This window comes from Nocardia sp. NPDC004722, from assembly GCF_053601505.1.
The window spans coordinates 1-20,060 of record NZ_JBSGBY010000077.1; the positions used below are offsets into that span (position 1 = coordinate 1).

12 protein-coding genes are annotated in these 20,060 nt (G+C 69.2%); 10 read left to right on the forward strand and 2 right to left on the reverse strand.

Annotated elements, in window-relative coordinates; genetic code table 11:
• Nucleotides 1–34 precede the first annotated feature (34 nt).
• From ACWELQ_RS10845 to ACWELQ_RS10890, 10 genes are all read left to right on the forward strand, one after another.
• Nucleotides 35–8,830: a hypothetical protein gene (locus ACWELQ_RS10845; protein ID WP_452396826.1), complete on the forward strand. Its 8,796-nt coding sequence runs from the start codon at nt 35–37 to the stop codon at nt 8,828–8,830.
• 109 nt (nt 8,831–8,939) lie between these two features.
• The gene (locus ACWELQ_RS10850; RefSeq protein WP_452396827.1) at nt 8,940–9,221 is read left to right on the forward strand and encodes a hypothetical protein; all 282 of its coding nucleotides are present in this window, start codon (nt 8,940–8,942) and stop codon (nt 9,219–9,221) included.
• Between the two features lie 16 nt (nt 9,222–9,237).
• Nucleotides 9,238–10,854: a hypothetical protein gene (locus ACWELQ_RS10855; RefSeq protein ID WP_452396828.1), complete on the forward strand. Its 1,617-nt coding sequence runs from the start codon at nt 9,238–9,240 to the stop codon at nt 10,852–10,854.
• 75 nt (nt 10,855–10,929) lie between these two features.
• Nucleotides 10,930–12,789: a hypothetical protein gene (locus ACWELQ_RS10860; RefSeq protein WP_452396829.1), complete on the forward strand. Its 1,860-nt coding sequence runs from the start codon at nt 10,930–10,932 to the stop codon at nt 12,787–12,789.
• 4 nt (nt 12,790–12,793) lie between these two features.
• Nucleotides 12,794–13,588, forward strand: a complete 795-nt coding sequence (locus ACWELQ_RS10865; protein WP_452396830.1) for an ESX secretion-associated protein EspG — start codon at nt 12,794–12,796, stop codon at nt 13,586–13,588.
• A complete protein-coding gene (locus ACWELQ_RS10870; RefSeq protein WP_452396831.1) occupies nt 13,581–13,943 on the forward strand; it encodes a hypothetical protein in 363 nt (120 codons plus the stop codon). Before ACWELQ_RS10865 ends, ACWELQ_RS10870 begins: the two co-directional genes overlap by 8 nt.
• Nucleotides 13,944–14,000: 57 nt before the next feature.
• Nucleotides 14,001–14,345 (forward strand): toxin-antitoxin system YwqK family antitoxin, encoded by a 345-nt coding sequence (locus tag ACWELQ_RS10875; RefSeq protein WP_452396832.1) that lies wholly within the window; start codon nt 14,001–14,003, stop codon nt 14,343–14,345.
• 167 nt (nt 14,346–14,512) lie between these two features.
• Complete coding sequence (locus ACWELQ_RS10880; RefSeq protein WP_452396833.1) at nt 14,513–14,830, forward strand: type VII secretion target; 318 nt, start codon at nt 14,513–14,515, stop codon at nt 14,828–14,830.
• Nucleotides 14,831–14,840: 10 nt separating this feature from the next.
• Nucleotides 14,841–16,094, forward strand: a complete 1,254-nt coding sequence (locus ACWELQ_RS10885) for a hypothetical protein (RefSeq protein WP_452396834.1) — start codon at nt 14,841–14,843, stop codon at nt 16,092–16,094.
• A gap of 76 nt (nt 16,095–16,170) precedes the next feature.
• Nucleotides 16,171–16,488, forward strand: a complete 318-nt coding sequence (locus ACWELQ_RS10890) for a PE family protein (RefSeq protein ID WP_452396835.1) — start codon at nt 16,171–16,173, stop codon at nt 16,486–16,488.
• An 11-nt stretch (nt 16,489–16,499) separates the two neighbouring features.
• Here the strand turns inward: ACWELQ_RS10890 and ACWELQ_RS10895 are convergent, their stop codons facing one another.
• Together ACWELQ_RS10895 and ACWELQ_RS10900 are read right to left on the reverse strand one after the other, a co-directional pair.
• Nucleotides 16,500–17,063 carry a suppressor of fused domain protein gene (locus tag ACWELQ_RS10895; protein WP_452396836.1) on the reverse strand — a complete coding sequence of 188 codons (564 nt, stop codon included), beginning with the start codon at nt 17,061–17,063 and terminating at the stop codon, nt 16,500–16,502.
• Nucleotides 17,064–17,077: 14 nt separating this feature from the next.
• Nucleotides 17,078–20,060: GH-E family nuclease (locus ACWELQ_RS10900; RefSeq protein WP_452396837.1), on the reverse strand; the 2,983-nt coding region annotated here is incomplete at its 5' end.

A 20,060-nucleotide genomic window follows, 5' to 3' on the forward strand; every position in this document is an offset into this window, starting at 1 on the left:
CGCCATTCCGCATCCGGGCGCGGATCCGGTACTCGTGCCGCGTGATCCGGTCGCGGCGTCGGCGGCGATGCACGCGGTCGCGGACTATCTGGGCCGCAGCGGCGCCACGCCGAGCCTGCGCCAGCACACCCCGGAGGAGCGCGCCTACGGCGATCAGCTGCGCGAAGCCTTCGGCCTGGATCGCGCGCTGGGCAACCGCGATCCGCTCGCGGCCTTCCGCGACGTCGCCGAGAACGCCCGCGCGCACGGCAATTTCGGTGATCCCGACCGGGGTGTGCCGCCGCGTACTCCCCGCCCCGAGGATTTCAGCAGGCTGGACAACCGGGAGCGGTTCGCGCCCCGCCGCTCCGAGCCGGTGCCCGGCGAGCAGCCGTCCCATCTCGGGCTGGAGCCCTGGTCGGACGCGAATCACCCGGTGGCACACGGGGAACCGCGCACCCTGACGCTCGACGAGCTGCGCCAGGAACTCGTCGACCGGCTGGGCCTGCGCCCCGAGGATCTGCACCCCGCCCGGCTCTCGGAGGTCGTCGGCGACCTGCAGTACCGAAACCTGTTGCGCGCCGGTGCCGTCGAAGCGCTGCGCAATGTCATCGATCTGCACGAGCACTCCTACCCGCGTGATCGCCAGCGACTCGCCGAGGCTCGCGACGAGTGGGCCCGCCTGCTCGGGGTCGACCCGGCCCTGGTGCAGCCCGAGCACGCCGCCCGCACGCTCGACGAGTTGCGCGCCGAGACTCTGCGCCGCGCAGCGGATGTCGCGGATCTGATGGCGGCGGTCCATCACGTTCCGGATCCGGCCGAGGGTCAGCATCTGGTGCTGGAGTCCGAGGGCCGCCGCGTACACCTGAAGGTGACCGAGGACGCGGCGGGCAATCGGCATGTCGAGGTGGTCGACCGTCCCGGCCTGCCCACCGCAGCGAAGAAGACCGTGGCGGTCCCGGAGACCGAGAAGCCGGGTCTGGTGCGCTGGCTGTGGAACCGTCTCAAGGGCGGATTCGACCCGCACACACCGAAATACCCGTCCGGCTCCGGTCTCGACGGCCAGGGACAGCAGGCGTTGATCGAGCTCGGCGGTCGTCTGGTTCACGAGGACTGGCACTCCATCAAGATCAACCCGGCGCGCATCGTCAAGGAAGTCGCGACCATCCTCAAGGTGCGCGAGCAGATGCCGCTGCTCAAGCACCTGACCCGCAAGATCGCCGACGTCTCGGCCGACATCCGCCCGATGCGGACCCGCGACGGCGGCGAATACCAGCCCTGGAACACCGAGCCCAACCGCACGCACAGCGCGGCGGAGATGGCGGAGCACGCGGAGAGCGTCGCCCTCTTCCGGCTCAGCCACCCCGACACCTACGAGGAAACCCCGCCGCCGCCGCGTCGCGATCCCGAGTTGCAGGCCCCGCCGGAGCACCGCCTGGCCGCCGATGTGCCACAGCCGGTGGCCGAGGCGATCGAGGCCCGCGATGCCGCCCTCACGGATCTGGTGCAGCTGGCCGCCCGCCACGGTATCGACCTCACCAGCGAGGACCCCGCCGCCCTGCGCCAGGCGGTCGACAAGGCCACCTACGAGCTCATGCGCCGCGCCGGTGCCATCGAGGCGCTGCGGGACGCCGCCGAGCGTTTCAATGTCGAGGACGCGCTGGTTCCGTTCCGGGATGTCGGCATCAACGACAAGGATCCGCTGGGCCGGTATGTGCGCGAGTACCGCGAGGTCAAGGAGCTGGAGTACCGCGCCAAGCGCGCGGCGATCCGCCGGGAGCGCATCGGGGCGCCCGACGATATCCAGGCGCGGGCCTATCAGCCCAAGAAGCCTCGCGTCACGGCGCTGGATCATCCCGGTGTCAACAACGGCGGCGAGTGGGCGCGTCACTTCGACGATCCCGAACCCGGTTTCATGCAGAGCGAAGAGGGCGAGCTCTTCGAGGATGCGTTGCGGCGCGACCAGATTCGCGAGGAGCGCTCCAACTGGGCGCAGCTGCTCGGAGTCGATCTGGGCGATCTGGTGCCGTCGGAGCACAATCCGGATCAGCTGAAGCACACCATCGCCGATCTGCGCATGCAGGTCCGCGACGATGCCGCGAAACTGCTCGAATTCACCCAGGCGACAGAGCATTTCATCGATCTGGACGGCGCGGCCCGGGACCAGGTCGGGCAGCTCGGCGACCGTTCCGCGCACGCCTGGCTGGAGGCGCGCGGCGGCACCATGCTCGAGGACGGTGTCGGGGTGCGGCCGGGCGAGCATCCCGGTGACCCCAACCGCCTGGTCGTGATCCGCAGCGACGACGATCATGACGCCCGCCTGGCCGCGGCGCTGGCCGCTCACCCCGATCTGGGGGAGATGCTCAATCGCGGTGAGCTGCAGTTGGATTACCGTGTCATCGGCACGGATGACGCGGGCCATATCGTGGTTCGCGAGGCGCTGCCGCCGCAGGCCCGTTTCCACGAGCTGGAAAGCAACGGCGAGCGCACCCCGGTGCTCATGGTGCGCGAGGGCACCGAACCGTGGCGGGTGGTTCAGCCGCACGAGCACGACGCGGCCGTCCCGGCGCACACCCCGGACCCGGCCGGTGCCGTGCCCCGTGACCCGGATGTGGTTCGGAACGAACGTAATGCGGTCGCCAAGCGGCTGTCGGTCTACACCATGGACCTCGGGCCGGAACCGCATCAGCTGGCGGCGACCATCGAGGCGCTGCGCCACGACAATGCCCTGCGGGCGGCGCAGATCGAGGGCATGGCCGACTTCATCCGCAGCAGCGACGCCATCGACAACTTCCACGATCTGGATCAGCGGCTCGGCAATCTCGCGCACACCCTGGGCCTGCACCCCGACGAGCTGACCCCGCAGAAGCTGGCCGAGGCGATGGGTGATCCGAGCGTACACCGCGTGCGCCGGATGCAGCGCATCGAGGATCTGCTCGACTACGCGGAGGTGTTGCGCAAGAACAACGATGAGAAGGCGGTGCTGGAGGCACGGGACCGGCTGGCGCGCCGACTCGGGATCGATCCCGCCGAGCTGTACAGCAAGGGCTATATCAAGGAAAAAGGCAAGATCGTCGGCTACGGGCCGGATCCCGGGAGCGTCGAACCCAAGGCGCTGCTGCACGCGATCAACGATGTGCTGAAGCGTTCGGGTGATCGCCCGGAACTGCTGGCCGCACTGGCCGAGTACGCGCACACGCTGGCCGAACTGGATCCGTTCCGGGCGGGCATGCGCTACGACGAGTACAGCGATCCGCGGGCCGCGGACGGTGTGGTCGCCATCGGGGACGAGAAGGCGCCGGCCATCCTGAAGCGCCTGATGAGCGAATCCCTCGGTGAGCCACCGGTTTCCGACAACCCCTCGCGGGCGGCGGGAGTCTGGTCGCAGCTGCTGGGTGTCGACGTCCACGACGTGGACCGCATGGTCAAGCTGTATCGAGACAATCTGAAGCATCTGCACGACCGGCTCTCGCCCGAGCAGCTGGGGCACGTGCTGCGCGGCGAAGATCCGGGGCCGAGTCACCGGCCGCTGTCGCAGGACGAGCTCGACGAGGTGGTCAAGCAGGTCCGCCACGCCCGTTCGGCCCAGGTGTACGAGGTCTACCGCGACGGCAAGATCGAGAAGCACGAGCGGCCCAAGCCCGCCGAGCTGGATGGCCTGATCAAGGGCATGCGCGCGGAAGTGGCTGCCCGCGAGGCCGATATCGACGCCCTGCAGCGGCTGGCGGACGAGCACAACAAGCTCACCGAGCCCTGGCGTCCGCCCGAACTGCCGCGCACGCCAGGGGAATTGGCGGCCGACCTGGCCGCGGCCCGCCATGACCTGGCGCTCGCGCACGACGGCCGCGAGCGGGCCAAGGATCGAATGTGGTTGCAGGACAACCGGCCACTGGTGGACAGCGACCTGACGCCGGGACACTTGAACGGGACCGTCGAATACCTGCGTACCCGCACCGCCGAGGAGGGCGGTCACCTGTCGGACTACGAGACGCGGATCGGCGAGCTCGAGCGGGCGGCGGGCGAATACAACCGCGCCGATCAGCGGGTCCGGGATCTGGAGTCGGCGCTGCGCACGACGGTGGAGGGCGCCGCGGGTCCGGCGGAGACGCCCGTCGACGTCTGGCAGCGTGAAGTCGACAGTGCCCGAGCCGATCTGGCGAACGCCGTGGATGCCTCGGCGGTGGGCTGGCACTCGGGTGACCTGGACCAGGTCATCCAGCAGATCGACTGGATGTCGCGGCTGCCCGGCGACGGCGGCGGTGTCTGGACGCCCGAGCTGACCTCCATCCGCGACGCCGTGCACCGCTACGAATCCGCCCAGGAATTCCTCGCCGGCGCCGAGCACGACGCGGCCGAGGGTGCCCGCGCCGCCGAGGCGCCGAAGGCGCGTGCCGACCGCGAACTCGCCGCGGCACAGCAGGATCTGGCCCGTGCCACGGCGGCGGGCGACGCCGACGCCCAGCGCGAAGCCCAGGACCGGATGTCTCGCTGGGAGGCGCAGCGCGAGCATCTCGAGGTCGACGCCGCCATCGCCGCCGATACCCCGCGTGCCGCCGCCGCCCGCGCGGTCGACAACGCCCGTGCCGCCGTCGACCAGGCCCTCACCCGCCTGACCGAGGAAACCGGCCTCACCGCCGCCCGCGACGACCTCACCCCCGCCACCCTCGACGCCCTCGAGGCCGCCGCACCCCGCCACCCCAACGGCGACCCGCACGGCGCGGTCACCGCCCTGCGCATCGCCACCGAATCCCTGGGCCGCGCAGAGGATTTCGCCGACTTCATCAACGCCCACACCCCGCCCGACCCGATCCCCGATCCTCGCGAGTCCTACCGCAAGCCCCCGGAAGCCGACCCCGGCGACCCGTCCGGCACCCCCGCCACCCCTACCCCGAACCAACCCGGTTCGGGCGGCCACAACGCCGCGACCCCCACCCCGGACCCCCGCGAGGCGTACGCCAAACCCCGCGAGTCGACCACCACGGTGCACGAAACCGACCCCGGCACAACGCAAAAGCAGTCGCCGTCCGAACCGGAGCAGAACCGATCCGAGCCGCAGCAGCAGGCCAAGCCGCAGCAAGCTGAGGCGCAGCAGCGACCAGTCGAGCAGCCGCAGCAGCAGCCGGTCGAGGAGCGTGGTGCGAACGACACCGCCGTCGTTCATCCGGCCGCCCTCGATCCCGTCGCAGCGGATCCTCTTGCCGCCCAGCATGGTTCGGACCTGGCCGAGGGCTGGGAGCCGGTCGGCCCGCCCGAGCAGCATGTCCCGGCCGACGCGCGGGTCGAGGCCGAGATCACCGAGCTCATGCAGCACGCGGTGGACGAGGACCACGCGGCCGCGGCCGCCCATCAGGCCCTGCGTCAGCAGGCGCACGACATGGTCGCGCACGGGCTGCGCAACGACGAGTCCCTGACGCCGCAACAGCGCGCGGAGCGGCTCGACGCGCTGGACCGGCAGCTGGCGGACATGTCCCCGAACCAGGTGGCCGACGTCGTCCGGCAGGCGTACACCGCCGAGATGGCCGATATCGAGAGCTGGCTGGCAGGCAAGGGCGTCACCGGTCCGGCGCACGCGGAGTACTGGGCGAAGGTCGCCGCCGCCGAGGCCCGCATGCCGGTGCTGAAGGCCCTCCACGGCGAGATGCGCACGCACGTCGCCGCCCACCGCGCCCACACCGAGGAAGCCTTCCACCTGCGTGAAGCGGCCAATCACAAAGCCGCCGAGGACATCATCGCCAACACCACCGCCCAGCGCATGGGCCTGGGCGTCGGCCTGACCCGAGACCCTGCCGGTGTCGTCGTGGTGACCCACCTCGCAGACCCGGGCCTCGTCCTCGGCGAAACCATCCGCGACGGCCTCGCCGCCCAGAACATCCCGATCGACTACCGCCACCTCCACGTCGCCGACGACGGCACCATCACCACCCAACCCGTCCGCCCCCACGACCCCGACGCACCCACCCCCACCCAGACCCAACCCCACCGCCCCCCGACCGAACCAACCCCCAACGCGAAAGAACCCACCCCGGCCCAGCCCCCCGTGAAGGAGCAGGCCCCGGCCCAGCCTTCCGAAAATGCGCAAGCCCCGGTCGAGCCCGTCGCGAAGGAGCAGGCTTCAGTCCAGCCTGCCGTGAAGGAGCAAGCTCCGGCCCAGCCCAACGCGAACGAGCAAGCTCAGGCCCAGTCGGCCGTGAGGGAGCAAGCTCCGGTTGAGTCGGCGGTGAAGGAGCAGGCTCCGGTCCAGTCGGGTGTGAAGGAGCAGGCCCCGGCCCAGCCTGTCGGGCATGAGCAGGATCCGGCCAAGGGCGCTGCGGGGGAGTCGGATACGGCTCGGGTCGCTGCTGCGGAGGCGCGGAATCTGGCCGAGGGGCACGCGGCCGGGGCGAATTCGGCGGTGGTGCAGGAGGGTTCGGAGTCGGCGGGGGAGTGGCCTGCGGCTGGGCCTGCCGTGGAGCATGTTCCGGCGGACCGGGAGGTGCGGGCTCAGATCACCGAGCTGGCCGGGCAGGCGCGGGCGGCGTGGGAAGGGGCCGAACACACTCGCACGTCGCTGGACAACCTGGCGCGCGCCCTGCGGATCGATCCGGCGGGGATGTCGGCGCGGGCGCTGGAACGTGCCGTCGCCGACGCGCTCACCGTCGAGGAAGCGCGGGTCGCGGCGGTGATGCAGCACAATCCGGACCCGAACGAGCCGGGTGCGCTGGCCCGCTACATGGAGGTCGACCGGCCCGAGGCGATTCGCCGGGGCGGCCAGCTCGGCCGCATGCGCGCGATCGCGGGCCGCGACTTCACCCTGCACCACCAGCAGGTCCGCACCGCGATGCAGGCGCGCGAGCAAGCCCACATGCTGGCCTCCGACGACGTCCTGCGAGCCACCACCAACCGCGTGATCCGTCCCGGCGTCGGCTTCGCCGGCAACCCCCCGAAGGTCATCGTCGTCTCGCCGCTGGACGATCCCAGCATCGTCGTCGGCCACGACATCCGCGCCACCCTCGCGGCCCAGGGCACCGAGATCGAATACCACCGCGTCCGCGTGGCCGACGACGGCACCATCACCGTCCACCAGGTCCGGCCCCCGCACGATCCGAACGCGCCGCAATCCACCACGACCCCGCCCCGCACCCCCTCGGACAACTCGCCCGCGGCGCACACCCCCACGCCCCCACCCCCGACCCGGAACACCACTCCGCCCACCGACTCGGCGGCCGCCTCCGAGGATGCCAGGGCACGGAAGAACTCCGACGAGTCGGAGAGCCAGAACTCGTCGGAGCCGCGGCCCGCTCGTGAGCCTCGGCCGGTCACTCGGCCGCTGGACGGTTCCGAAGAGGCTGGTACGCAGGAGGTTCCGCGCGAGCGGCAGCGGACCGGGCCGCTGCCCCGGCCGGTCGTTCCGCCTCGACAGGAGGAAGTCGGCAGCCAGGAGGGTGACGGCCGTTCGGAGGATGGCACACGCGTCGGACTGGTCAAGCCGATCGGGGAGCAGTCGCCGACCGAACCGAGCACCGGCAATGACGGGTCGAATGGTGCTCCGCCGCACGATGATTCGGGTGTGGCCGAGCCCGGCGACGAGCAGGACCGGTTCCGGAACCCGGGCTGGCGGTCGCATGTGCCGCATCCGGTGCATCCGTTCAATCCGACGTTCCCGCAGTACACGCCGCAGCCGTCGCAGCAGGCCGCGCCCTGGTCGCTGCCGCCGGACGCCAACGATCCCGGGCCGAACAACCCTGGACCGCACAACCCGGGCCCGTACAACCCCGGACCCTATTACCCAGGCGGCCAGAACTACCCGGGCGGCTCGAACTACCCCGGTGGCTCGAACTATCCGGGCGCTCCCGGCTATCCGGGTGGGGCGCCGGGCGCGCCGCAGATGCCGTCGGCTCCGGCGGTGCCGCCGTATCCGACCCCGCCGGGTCAGCCGCCCTATGTCCCCGCACCGCCCTACATCCCGACGCCTCCGGTCACGCCGCCCGGCGGCTGGCCGCAGTATCCGGGTGGCGCCAATGGCAATGGTTGGCCGCAGATTCCGGGTACTCCGTGGGGTAACTCGGAGCCGAACACGTCCGGCGCACCGCACTACCCGAACGGCATGCCGCAGGACCCGTCCGGCAGGCAGTATCAGCCCGGCGGTACTCCGCAGACGCCGTTGGGCCCCAACGGGAACGGTCCGCACGCACCGGGCTACCCGGGCGCGCCGAACGGCGCCCCGCAGTACCCGACCAACGGAACGCTGCCGCACCCGCCGAACGGCCTGCCGCCGAACGGTTTCGCGCCGAACGGAACTCCGGGCGACTGGAACGGCGGCGTCTCGAACGGTGCCGGAGCCAACGGCGCACAGACCGGCCCGATGGGAGGTGCGCCCGGCGGCCCGATGGGCGGTGCTCCCGGTGGCCAGCCGGGCGCGGCGGACAAGGGCCGTGGCCGCGCGAGCAGATTCCCGCGTGCCTCCGCACCGGAGTCCGCCGCGAGCCACGCCATCTACCTGCGATCCCATTCCGGCTACGGCGAATTCGCGACCCTGGACCCGAACACCGGGGACCTGCACGCCACCCCGGTGGGCGCGGGCGCGCTGGCGGGCGTGTACGACAACCTGGAGGGCCTGCGGGTGATCTTCTACCGCGACCGCCAGTCCGGTCTGGTGCTGCGCATCGGTGATCAAGCCTTCGATGTGGATCGCCTGGGCGCGGACGTCTTCTGGGAGCGCACCCAGCACGGCTACAACCGCTTGCTGGTCGGTGTGTCCGGTGCCGCGCAGTGCGAGGTGCGCTATCGCACCGTGCCCGCCGATGCGGACCTGGGCCTGCTGATCCGCGACGTGCTCGCCGATCCCGAGCGCCGGGCGGGCATTTTCGGATAATCGTGGGCCCGTGACGTGTGAGTTCGCCGATTTTTTTGATTTCGGCAACCGCACGGTCACGCGCGATATGTGATGCTGACGGTTGGTTTTCGACAGGAGGAGGGTCGACGTGCGGGGTAGCCGTCCGAGCGACGAGCAGTTGCGTGACAATTTCGAGTCCGCGTTGGCCGCTGCCCGTGCGGGGAACGGTGTGCGCAGCGAGACCGGTCTCGACGCCCCCACCAAGGACGCCCTGTGGGCGATCGCCCGCGCCTACCCCGATGTCCCGGATGCCATGGTGGCCGCCGCGGAGCGCTCCTTCGCCGGTCAGCTGGACGGCAGCAATGCCGAACGCTGGCGTGCGGAGATGGCTCGCCGGATCGCCGAGTTCGATACGTCGAGCCAGAGCTGACGGCGGAGAAGAGCGCGTGACGATTTCACACGAGAATGACGGAAACCGGGCCGGTGCACCGGAGTTGGGTGCGGGCCTGCCCGAGTCGAACCCGGTCGGCGCGCCAGAGTCGAACCCGGCTGTTGCCTCCGCGCCGACCCCCATCCCGGAAATGACCGAGGACGCACCGGATTTCGACGGCCTGGCCACCGTCATCGGTGTCGACGCGGACCCCGCCCCCGACATCGGTTTCAGCATGACCGCCGCCGAACCCGACATTCCCCAGCGCGCCCGCGCCCTGGCGCACCGCATCGCCGCGGAACTGCGGGAGCGCGCCCCCGAGGGCTGGACCCGCGTACACGCCGCGTTCTCGCTCACGGTGACCGATCACCGGGCCCGTATCGAGTACGCCGATGACGGCGAGCGCCGCGCCCAGCTGCCCGCCCCGCCCGAAATCCTGGCGCTGGTGGCCGAACACCGCGGCCTGGCAGCCGAACTCGGCGATCCGTGGTGGCGGCTGGAGCTGCGTCTGACCGTGACGGGCGAGCTCGACGTCGATCACGACTACGGCGACGAGCCCTTCCCCGCCGACCAGCTGCTCGCGCCCCAGGACTATCTGGCCGACCTGGATGCCTACCCCCGTGACGAGCTGCCCACCTGGCTGGCCGCGATGCTGCGCCACGACGACCGGCAGTCGCGCACGCCGCGCCAAGCCGCCGCCGCTGCCCGGGCGGATCGCGAATCGGGTTATCTCCCTACGGTTTCGGTGAACGATTTCCCGAATCTGCCGGTGCTGTGGTCACGGTGGGCCGCGATCGCCGCGGCGTTCGTGGCCGTCGGCTCCGAATGGGGCCCGCGGGTGCTGCCCTCGTTCGGCTGGTTCGAGGGCTCGCGGCGATCGGGTTCGTCGCTGTACCTGCTGCCCGGTGGCCGCGCGGTGTTGTCCGGAGGTGTCTGGAACGCAACGGAATTGGCGGCCGCCTACCGCGCGGGCACCGCGCTGCCGGATCTCTACGCGGGTGCCCCGGAATGGGTCGCCAACCCGGTGTTGAACACCCGCGCGAGCGGCGGCATGCTCAGCTTCTGCTACTGGTGGGAGCGTGGCCGCTGGTATCGCGGCGCGTCGCCTGTCGCCGCCGAACTGGCCCCCGCCGTGCCCGGCATCTGGACCGCCGCCACCGTCACGGGTGTGATCGCCGATCTGGTCGGCGCGGACCCGGAGAGCGAACAGCGTTCCGCGGTAGCCGAATTCGTCGCCGCCGCCGAGCGCCGCGATGTCACCCAGGCGGTGCTGGAGGCGGCCTTCGGGGAGACCCCGGATCTGGACGCCGCCCACTACCAGCTGGCCATGGCGGGCATCGCGCGGATCGGCCCGGAACCGTTGCCGGAGGCGGAGGCGCTGGACGCCGTCCGCCACCATCTGCGTACCGAGGGGCGCGACACCTCCGCCTATCCGCTGGATGAGTTGCGGGCGGAACGGCTTCCGGTCGGCTGGATGGTCTATCTGCCCGCCGACGCCGACGAGCCGGTGCTGGATCGGGCGCTGCACTATGTCGCCGATGACGGCGTGGTGGAGGCGACCACCTCCAGCATGCCCGCCTCGGTCTACCTGCCCGGGCTGGAAAAGCGCTTCCGCCAAAGACATTCGCAATGAAGTGAGACTCACGAATGTGGAATCGGTCGCTGCGACCCGTAATCTTGCAGGCCACGGTCGAGTTAGGAGCGATACATGGTTGACAACCCTTGGCTCGACCTTTCACGGGACGCGCACGCGAAACACGATCGGCTGCAGCTCGATCCGGGCTCGGCCGAGTCGGGCGCCAAGTATGCCGCCGAGGCCATCAACGCGCTGAGCGCGGCCAGGGGCTACACCTATCTGCTCAATCAGTACTCGGGTTTCAGCAACAATGGCGTCCTGCAGTCGGCGTTGAATCTCCAGGATCGGTTCGCACACGAGGGCGGTCGAGTCGGCGGGATCATCGACGACTACATCTCGCTGCTGAACGCCATGGGCGACACCTTCGTGGCGGCGGGCAAGACGTACCGCGAGACCGACGATCAGTCGAAGTCCGACTTCGACAAGATCAAGACCCAGGCCGTCATCGACATGCAGTTCGACGGCATTCCGTTGGACGGCACCACGCAGCTCGACAGTGGGTGGGGCGACTCCACGCCGGCGCCGTCGGATGCCAACGGCATGGGGGAGATGGCGCGGATCGCCCAGGAGAAGTCGGGTCGCTATACGAACGCGATCGGCTCCGAGGACCCGGCCAATCACGGCGGCAAGTGGTTCTACGAGGTGGGCCAGGGCATCGACCCGACGCCGATCGCCAATCGCAGCGCCCTGTGGAAGTGGATCGCGAAGGTGATCGGCTCATCGTTCGAAACCTTGACCGGAGCGGTCGCACGGTTGGAGTCCGACGGCCACTGGACGGGCCAGGGCATCGACAGCGCGATCAAGGCGTGCCAGCAGTTCGAGGCGCAGGGCAAGCAATTCTCCACGGACCTCTGGGCCGTCGCCGAGAACATGCTGTACACCGCCACCTGGCTACACCAGACCAAGTTGTTCATGCCGACGAACTGGGATGACAGCTACAAGGGCACCTCCACCGAGACGTACATCATCACCACCGGCACCACTGGCTTCACCTCGTGGTACATCCCGGGAATCGGCAACTCCAGCACGACGATTCCGATTCTGGTGGATCCGACCGAGCCGCCCCCGCAGACCACCACGGACGATCGGCGCTCGGATTACCGTGGCGGCGGGGGCTATACGGGGTCGGGCGGCCCGACCGGCCGGATCTCGCCCACCGGCGGGGGATCAGGTGGCGGCGGGGGCAAGACACCGGGCAAGACCCCCGGCGGCACCCACCCGGGCGCGAACGATCCCAAGAACAAGGACGCCAAGGATCCGACCGGTAAGGACGGTAAGGATCCCACCGGCAAGGACGGCAAGGACCCGACCGGCAAGGACGGCAAGGATCCGAACGGCAAGGACCCGAACGGAAACAAGACCGACCCCAACGGCAAGAATCCGAACGGCACGAATCCCACCGGCACGGACCAGAATTCGTCGAACCCGAGCTCGTCGTCGAGTTCCGGTGGCAGCTCGGCGCTTTCGGGGCTGCAGAGCGCCCTGCAATCGTTGACCGGCGCGTCCACGCAGAGCACCGATCAGAAGAAGCAGCAGGATCTCAAGGACGCGCTGAAGGATTCCCCGCTGACCAATCTGCTCGACGATCTGAAGAAGCCGCTGGGCGGATCCCCCGGTGGCGGCGGCCCGGGCGGTGGCGCTCCGATCAAGCCCCTGGCCGATGTGGCCAGCGCCCGCCTGTTCCCGCGCGCGGCCGTGGCGGAGGAAGTGGAAGGCAGCATCAGCGGTGTCTCCCGCGCCGGTGTCGCCGCGGGCTCCACCACCGCGGGTGGCATGGGCGGCGGCATGGGCGGCATGGGCCACGGTGGCGGCGGTGCGCACGGCGGTCAGGGCAAGGAGCACAAGCGGCCGGAGTTCCTGGACTCCAACGAGTACCTGGACGAGGCCATGGGCACGGCGCCGATCGTCGCGAAACCCGTGGTGGAGGGCTGAATCGGTGCTTCGGACCTGGAAGTTCACCGATCTGGAGATGCTGTCGGTGTGGCAGAGCCTGGGCGAGGAGTCCCTGCCGGTCCCGCTGACCTTCGCGAGCCGCACCCAATGGTGGGACGACCATCTGGCCAATATGGCGCGCACCCGCGAGGGCTTGCGCGACCGCGAGTTCGACTACCTGGACGTGCTGCAGGCCGTGCGCGCGCCGGAGGTGCGGGTCGAGGTGCACGGCTGGGACGGCCGGGACCGCCTCTCGGCGTCGTCGACCATCCGACTGCTCGGTGTCCGCTCGGGCGAGGCCGGGTATCTGCTGGTGCAGCATCCGGGCGAAACCTACCGGCACAGCAGCGGTTTCACGCTGTCGGAGTTCTACGCCGAGGAGCTCGCCGAGCGGGTGGTGGCGGCCTTGCCGGACACCCCGGCGGGCCGCGACTTCCCGGGTGCACAGGGCGGTGACCTGGTGCTCGCCGAGACCGAGGATGTCGAAGAGGTCGACTACGAATTCGGGATGTCGCCCGCGCACGAGACATTGGAGGGCACCACGGTGACCCGCGCCGCCGACTTCCTGGCCGCACCCGTCCCGAGTACGGGCACCATCGATGTGGTGCAGGGCCGTTCGCGTTTCGGCCCGCGCGGCATCGCTCGATACCGAATGCAGTGGCGCGACCTCGAGAACGATGGCCGCTACGTGGTCACCGGCGAGCATCCCCCGGTGGCCGCGGCCGCCGATCACCGCCGTCTGGTGGACATCCTCAATGTCCACATCGCCGAGGTGGTGCAGGTGATAGCCGATGAGTGAAGGGAACGGTGTGCCCGTGGAATCCCCGGACTTCCCGACCGAGTTCACCCTGTCCTCGCGGACCGGCTCGATCGTGGTGACCACCACGGAACAGGGTCTGCCCCGGGCGATTTCGGTGGAACGCGACCGCCTGCGCGAGGACCCCGAATTGCTGGCCGTGGAGATCCTGCGCCTGTGCAGGCAGTCCGCGGCCCGCGCCGGGATCGAGCGGCGCGCCCAACTGCGGGCCGCCGGTCTGTCTCCCGAACTGCTCGCCCTGACCGGCCTGCCGACCGCCGAGGAGGTCACCCGGCAGGAGTACGTCGAGGAGCAGGAGTACGAGACCGAACCCGACAGCTGGCTGCGGCCGATCTGAGTCCGGCCACTCCGGCTACTGTGTTCCCGTTCGATCCGACCCGCGATGGAGTGAATCATGCGAATCAGCGGTGATCAGGCGTACGACGACGACGGCTATCTCAGCTACGACGGCGCGCCCTACACCGGCGAGGTCGAAGTCTTCGCCGAGAACGGCCAACGGGTGGAGCTCTCCAGCTACTACGAGGGCGTCGAGAACGGCCCGCAGCAGGAATGGTGGCCCAACGGCAACAAGCGCGCCGAGGGATACACCGACATGGGCGCCGCGGTGGGCGAGTGGCGCTATTGGCACGAGAACGGTCAGATGTCGGAGGAGGTCGTGCTGAACGCGAACGGTGATCAGCTGACCAGAAAACGCTGGGATGCGGCCGGTCGGCTGACCAAGGATGTCAAGATCCGCTAGTGCGATGAAAAATATGCTGCCGCAAGGGTATCCGGGGCGGTCGCAGGTAACCTGTGCAACATCGGGTGTTCACCGTGTCATGCTTCAGTTCGTAAGGTCTTCGCTATGCCGGGCGAATGTTCGCTCTGTATAGTTCGATTCGAAATGATCTTCCTGATGGGGGTCTTATGAGCAATCTCGTTGCCACACCGGACGCGATTCGCGCTTACGGGGACGCGTCCGCCGCCATGGCAGGCACCGTCGCCGGCGCCGCCGCTGTCGACCAGGCCGTGACTGTCGCCGGATTGGTCCCGGTTTTCGGCCTGATCGGTCAGGACTTCCTGCTGAGTTACGCGGGCGCGCAAGGCAATCACCTGTCCTCGGTGGCCGAGCTGGCCGCCGTGCACGCGGGCACCGCCGTCACCGCCTACGAGGCGGCCGCGGACTACGAGGCCACCGACGCGGCCTCGGGCGTCGACTTCGTGTCGCTCTCGCGGGACCTGTGAGGCGGGACCGGTGAGTACGCCCCTCGAGGGCTCGAGCGGGGTCGTCGCGGCCACGCCCACCGCGGCGAGTGGCCAGTCGGTGGCGGATGCCCTGCGCGACACCAACTTCGCGCCCCTGCTGGACAGTCCGGTCGGTGACGTCCTGCAGACGCTCGGCCTCCCCGCCCTGCCGCAATTGCCGAGCGTGCCCCCGCTGCCGGACATGCCGCCGCTACCCACCCTGGATCTGACCGCGCTCACCAAGCCGCTCACCGATCTGGCCTCCTCCTTCGGCACCGGTCAACTCCAGGGCGTGGACGCCACGCAGGTGCTTTCGGGCGTATCGAGTGCGCTGCAGCAGATCATGTCGATCGCTCAGTCGGTCATGTCGATGGCCAATTCGAACCAGTGGCAGGGTTCCGGCGCGACCGGCGCGGCCGAGAAGGGCACCGAGGCACAGGGCAACGCGGCCGAACTCGGCGCGCAGAACGCGCACCAGAAGACGGTCATGGCGGGCGCGGCGACCTCGGTGGCCACCGGCGCGGCCACCATGGCGGCCATCATCACCAAGTTCGTCACCGGTGTCACGCTGGCCGCGCCGTTCATCGCGACCCCGCCCGGTCAGGCGTTCCTGTTGTCGCTGGCCACCGAGACCGGTGCGGAGGCGACCGCGAACGTGGCCAAGACGCGCACCGAGATGGCCGTGCACAGCGCCAATATGACCACCGCCGGGCAGAAGGTGAAGGTCACCAACGCGCCGAAGGGCGTGGACGCGATGTCTCAGGTGTCGCAGCTGCTGGGCATGATCTCACCGATCAGCAGCGCGGCGAGCACCGGCGTGCAGCAGCTGCAGCAGTTGCAGTCGATCAGCCAGGCCACGGACGTGCAGCCGGTGCCGGACGCCGATTCGAGTGTCGCATCGAAGGATTCGGCCGCGTTCGGCGGCGCCGGTGGCGGCGGTCTGGCCCCCATGGGCATGCCCGCCTCGACCCCCGCTCCGCTGAGCCAGCTGTCGAACACCCGCAGCATGAGCGCGACCCCCACGGCCCCGGTCCCCGTGCCCGCGCCGATGCCCGGCACCGGTATGAGCGGTATGGGCGGTGGCATGGTGCCGCCGATGGGCGCCATGGGCGGCGCGTCCGCGCAGGCCGGTGACGCCGACGAGGAAGTGAGCACCAAGCTGGTCACCGCCGAGCACGGCGACGAGGTCGTGGGCGAGCTGGGTTACACCGGCGTGCCCGTGGTCGGCGCGTTCGGCACCAACGGACCGCGCCCGGCACAGTGATCGGGTAGATCATGCGGAAACCCGGTCGGTGGATGTCACTCCGACGCGGTAGGATTCGCGCGGAAAGGGAGGGACAATGAGCGAATTCAACTTGGGCGGTGTGCGTTTCGACGCCGAGACGGTGCGGGCCGCCGCCGCCGACCTGGAAGCCATGGCCGACCGGCTGGAGACCGCGCTGGGCGCGGACTCGCAGGCCCTCTCGGTGCCCGCCGCGGGCTCGGACGCGGTCTCGCTGGCCGCGGCCGACACACTCACCTCGGTCGGCGGGTCGTTCGTCACGCAGGGCGGTTCCGGCGTGGACGAACTGCGCAAGCTGGCCGCGGTGGTGCGCAGCCAGGCCGATGCCTTCGGTCAGGCCGAGGTCGACAGCTCGACCGACTTCATGAACCTCTGACGCCCGGAGGGCTAGACGGTCGAGCGGCGATGGATGTCGAGGATATTTGTTCGATTGAGCCAGAACACTTCGAACAACTTGTCCTCGCCCTCGCTGTTCGCGAAGTCGATCTCGGGGCCGGTGACCGGCACCAGGGTGATTATCTGCAGGGTCGGAGCGGTCGCATCCGGGAACAGGTTGAACCCTTGGTCGAATGTCGGGTTCACATGCGCGATGACCCCGACGATTTCGGTTCCCTCGACAATCGGCTGATCATTCTTGAATATCGACCCGTATTCCATCCCGCGGCGGTTGCGGATGATCATGGATGCGATCGAGTCGACAAGATAATGGGCGATATGCTGCTGATCCGAACGCAGTGAGCAGACCAATTCTTCGGGCAGCATCGAGGTGATGCTCTGAAACCGAAGACCATTCGTCACCACGGTGGTGACGGGCGGCTCCTCGGTCTGGTAGAACGTCAGGTCGTAGCCGCGATTGCCGTTATCGGTATTCGCGGATTCGACGGCCTGCACAGGTCCGAGACGGCGCTCGAGATGTTCGAGAAGTCCAGTGAATCGCGGGTCTTCCGGCATGGTGTATGAGCCTATCATCGTCGTGGATCGCCAAGTTTTCGTCTGCCCTTGATGATTCCGCTGTCATCCGGGGGTGCCGCGGGGATGGGCTTGATCGTTTCTCCCGGGAACAGAGTCCGATAGAGCTGGGGGTACTTTCCGTAGCCGGGGTCTATCGATTCGTGCCCGTGGCCTTCGTTCTCCTCTTTCAGCTCGAGCCGGTAATGTCCCGGATCGTCGTATACTCGCTCGAACTGCTCGACGGTCCCGTCGTGGTTCAGGGCATATTCGCGTTGCCGCCAGTATTCGTAATCCGGTAGATGGCCCATATGGGCGCTGTTGGGCTCCGGAATGGTGAACTTGTCGTGCGGCGGGCTCGGGGGATTCTCGCCGCGGGTATACCAATCCGGTGGTGTGGTTCTGGTGCGTTGACCGCCGACCACCTCGTGGAACTGCGGGTGACCGTCGGATCCCGTGACGACGGGAATGGTCCTGCCGGATACGGCACACTTGTATGTTCCGTCCGCGTTCATCTCGGTAGCCGAATAGACGGCATACTTGGTCGCCGCGGAGAACGACGGACGATCACCCTCGTAGATGTACTGCATGAACTTCTGGTCGTCGCGAAGATGATCGGGTGTGTCCGGGGTCGGCTCGAGCGTGCCTTCACGCTCGACCCAGGCGCCGTTCCCATGGTCCGCGGTCGCGTCCCAGCGCAGGGGCGGTCCGGTCTGGCCGCTCTTGAGCCGGGCCTCGTCGCCGCCGTAGAGGTAGTACTGGTCCGGGAGGGCATTGCGCCTGACATCCCGCTCGTCCGGGGTGATCGTGCCGCCCGGATCGGGTGCGTGCACCGGGGTTTGGGTGTGCGCGTCGTGCGGCTCGTAGGCGATGACCATCCGGTGTTCGGGTATCGGCGGGATGATGCCCGCCATCCGGTCCCGGTTGAGGTTGTTGCTGGCCCCGGTGTCGATCGTGTAGTCGTAGTTGCGGAATCCGTTGCCCGGGAACGTAGTCTCCTCCACGATCCGGAACGGATTGGGGCGGCCCGCGTACCGGTCCTTTATCGCCTGCCACAGCTCGGGGCCGGTGATGTGCCCGCGATACTTGGGCGGACCCTCGGTGTTCTCGGGCTTCGGATCCCACTGGATCTCCACGCGCCCGCCCGGTTTCAGCGCGGCTTCGAGGCGTTCGGCCATGCCGTGGTAGTCGGACGGGTCCAGGTGCGCGCTCACATTGTTGATGTAGATCCGCGCGACCTCGCCGCCCGGCCCGTCGCCGAGCAGATGGCCGTTGTTGAGCAGATCGGCGAACACCATGACCGTGCCCGGCTCGGTGAGCGGACCGGGGTCGAGGATGCCGAGATCGCGGCGACGCTGTGCCGCGCCGGGCATTTCGGAGGCCAGCTCGGTCTTGAGGACCAGCCCGCCGTGGGACCGGTCGGCTTCGGGCGTGAGCTCGACCGCGTACGCGCCACGACCGACACCCACGTCGATGGTGTGGCCGCCCTCGGCCGCCGCGGGAGCCGACGGCCGCAGGTCCCGTGGGATCGTCTCGTGATTCGGCCCGAAGCGGTTCTGCTCCAGCGGAAGCCGATGCTGCGGCCGGGGCCGGGGGAGGACTTCCACGGCCGAGTGCCCGTTGACCGGGTCGTGCAGCACCACCGTGTACTCGACATTGAGCCCGTTCTCGGTGGCCCCGCGATTGGCCTGGTCGATGCCCTGCAGGAACTCGCCGAGCGTGGTTTCCCGGCCGTCGATGGTGAGGCGCCCGGTGCTGGTGTCGAGCACCCCGGTGATGTGGTCCGGCGCGTCGGCCAGCGCCTGCGCGGCATCGTGCATGTGCTGGAAGCCGTTGTCGCCGATGGCATCACGGACCTCGGGCGTCATGTCCGGGTGCGCGCGGAAGTCTTCGATGGCCTGGTGCAGCGCGTCCGCGCGCTGGCTGGGGGACAGCGACGGATCGTTGATGACGGCGCTCAACGGATTCAGCGCGTCGTTCAGATCGTCCCAGGTCTTGCGGGCGGTGCGGGTCTCCGGATCGAAGATCGGGTCGAAGATCCGCCGCGAGAGTTCCTCGCGCATGCGGCCGTGCAGACCCTGTTCCTCGGCGCGCAGGGTGTCGGGGGCGTGCGGGCCGGTGAGGTGCTGTTCGAGCTGGTCGAGATGGTCTCGCACGCCCTGCTCGAAGGTGTGCTCGTCGAGTGACGGCTCGAATTTCGGCCGGTGACCGAGTATGTCGTGTTCCTCCAGCCCTATTCGCTGGGCCAGGGCCGAATCATGATCGTGCAGTAGCTGTTCGACCACGGCCTTGTGCGTGGGGTCGTGGAATCCGAGCTGCCGGGTGAGGTCGTGCAGGTCGTTGCGTAGTCGCGGCAGGACTTCCGCTTTGGCCGCCGGATCCATGACGGCCCGGTCGATATGCGCCGCCAGCACTTTCAGCTCGGCGAACCGGCCCGCGAGGTGCGGGGTCATGGCGTCGGGGCGATCCTCGCGCAGGTCCGGGCGTGAGATCGGGATGTCGTCGTCCTGCGAGAGCCTGATCTCGGCGAGTTCGTGCGCGACGGCTCGCACCACGTCCTCGTTGCGGGCGCGCGGGGAGAGGTGGATGTCGTATCCGCCCTCGCGCTCGTGGATCTGGGCGACATCGCGTTTGCCGCCGTCGGGCGGCGGCTCGGTCTCGGCGATCTTGATGCTGACCTTGTCCCCGTTGGGGAGCACGAACTCCCGGGTGTCGCGATTGAAGGCGACGTCCCCGGGGGTGATCAGGTGCAGGTTGTCGTCGATCTGACCGTCGACGTACTTCTGCTCCAACGGTTTACCCGCCGGGCGGGCGTCGCCGTGGAAGTCGCCGACCGGTGCGGCCGCGGGCACGCTGGATCTGCGGTTGTCGGACGGGTTTCGAGGGGCCTCGCCCTCGTGCGGGCCGGGCAGATGTACGGGGACCGGCCCGGCATCGCTCGGCAGGCCCGCGTGTGGTGCGGGCTCTCGGTCCGTGTCGGCCTTGTCGGCCTTGTCGTTC

Bases quoted from the DNA above. Each gene is read 5' to 3' on its own strand.
- ACWELQ_RS10860 (WP_452396829.1), top strand. From the start codon at position 10,930: ATGGTTGACAACCCTTGGCTCGACCTTTCACGGGACGCGCACGCGAAA.
- ACWELQ_RS10870 (WP_452396831.1), top strand. From the start codon at position 13,581: ATGAGTGAAGGGAACGGTGTGCCCGTGGAATCCCCGGACTTCCCGACC.
- ACWELQ_RS10890 (WP_452396835.1), top strand. From the start codon at position 16,171: ATGAGCGAATTCAACTTGGGCGGTGTGCGTTTCGACGCCGAGACGGTG.
- ACWELQ_RS10880 (WP_452396833.1), top strand. From the start codon at position 14,513: ATGAGCAATCTCGTTGCCACACCGGACGCGATTCGCGCTTACGGGGAC.
- ACWELQ_RS10895 (WP_452396836.1), bottom strand. From the start codon at position 17,063: ATGCCGGAAGACCCGCGATTCACTGGACTTCTCGAACATCTCGAGCGC.
- ACWELQ_RS10875 (WP_452396832.1), top strand. From the start codon at position 14,001: ATGCGAATCAGCGGTGATCAGGCGTACGACGACGACGGCTATCTCAGC.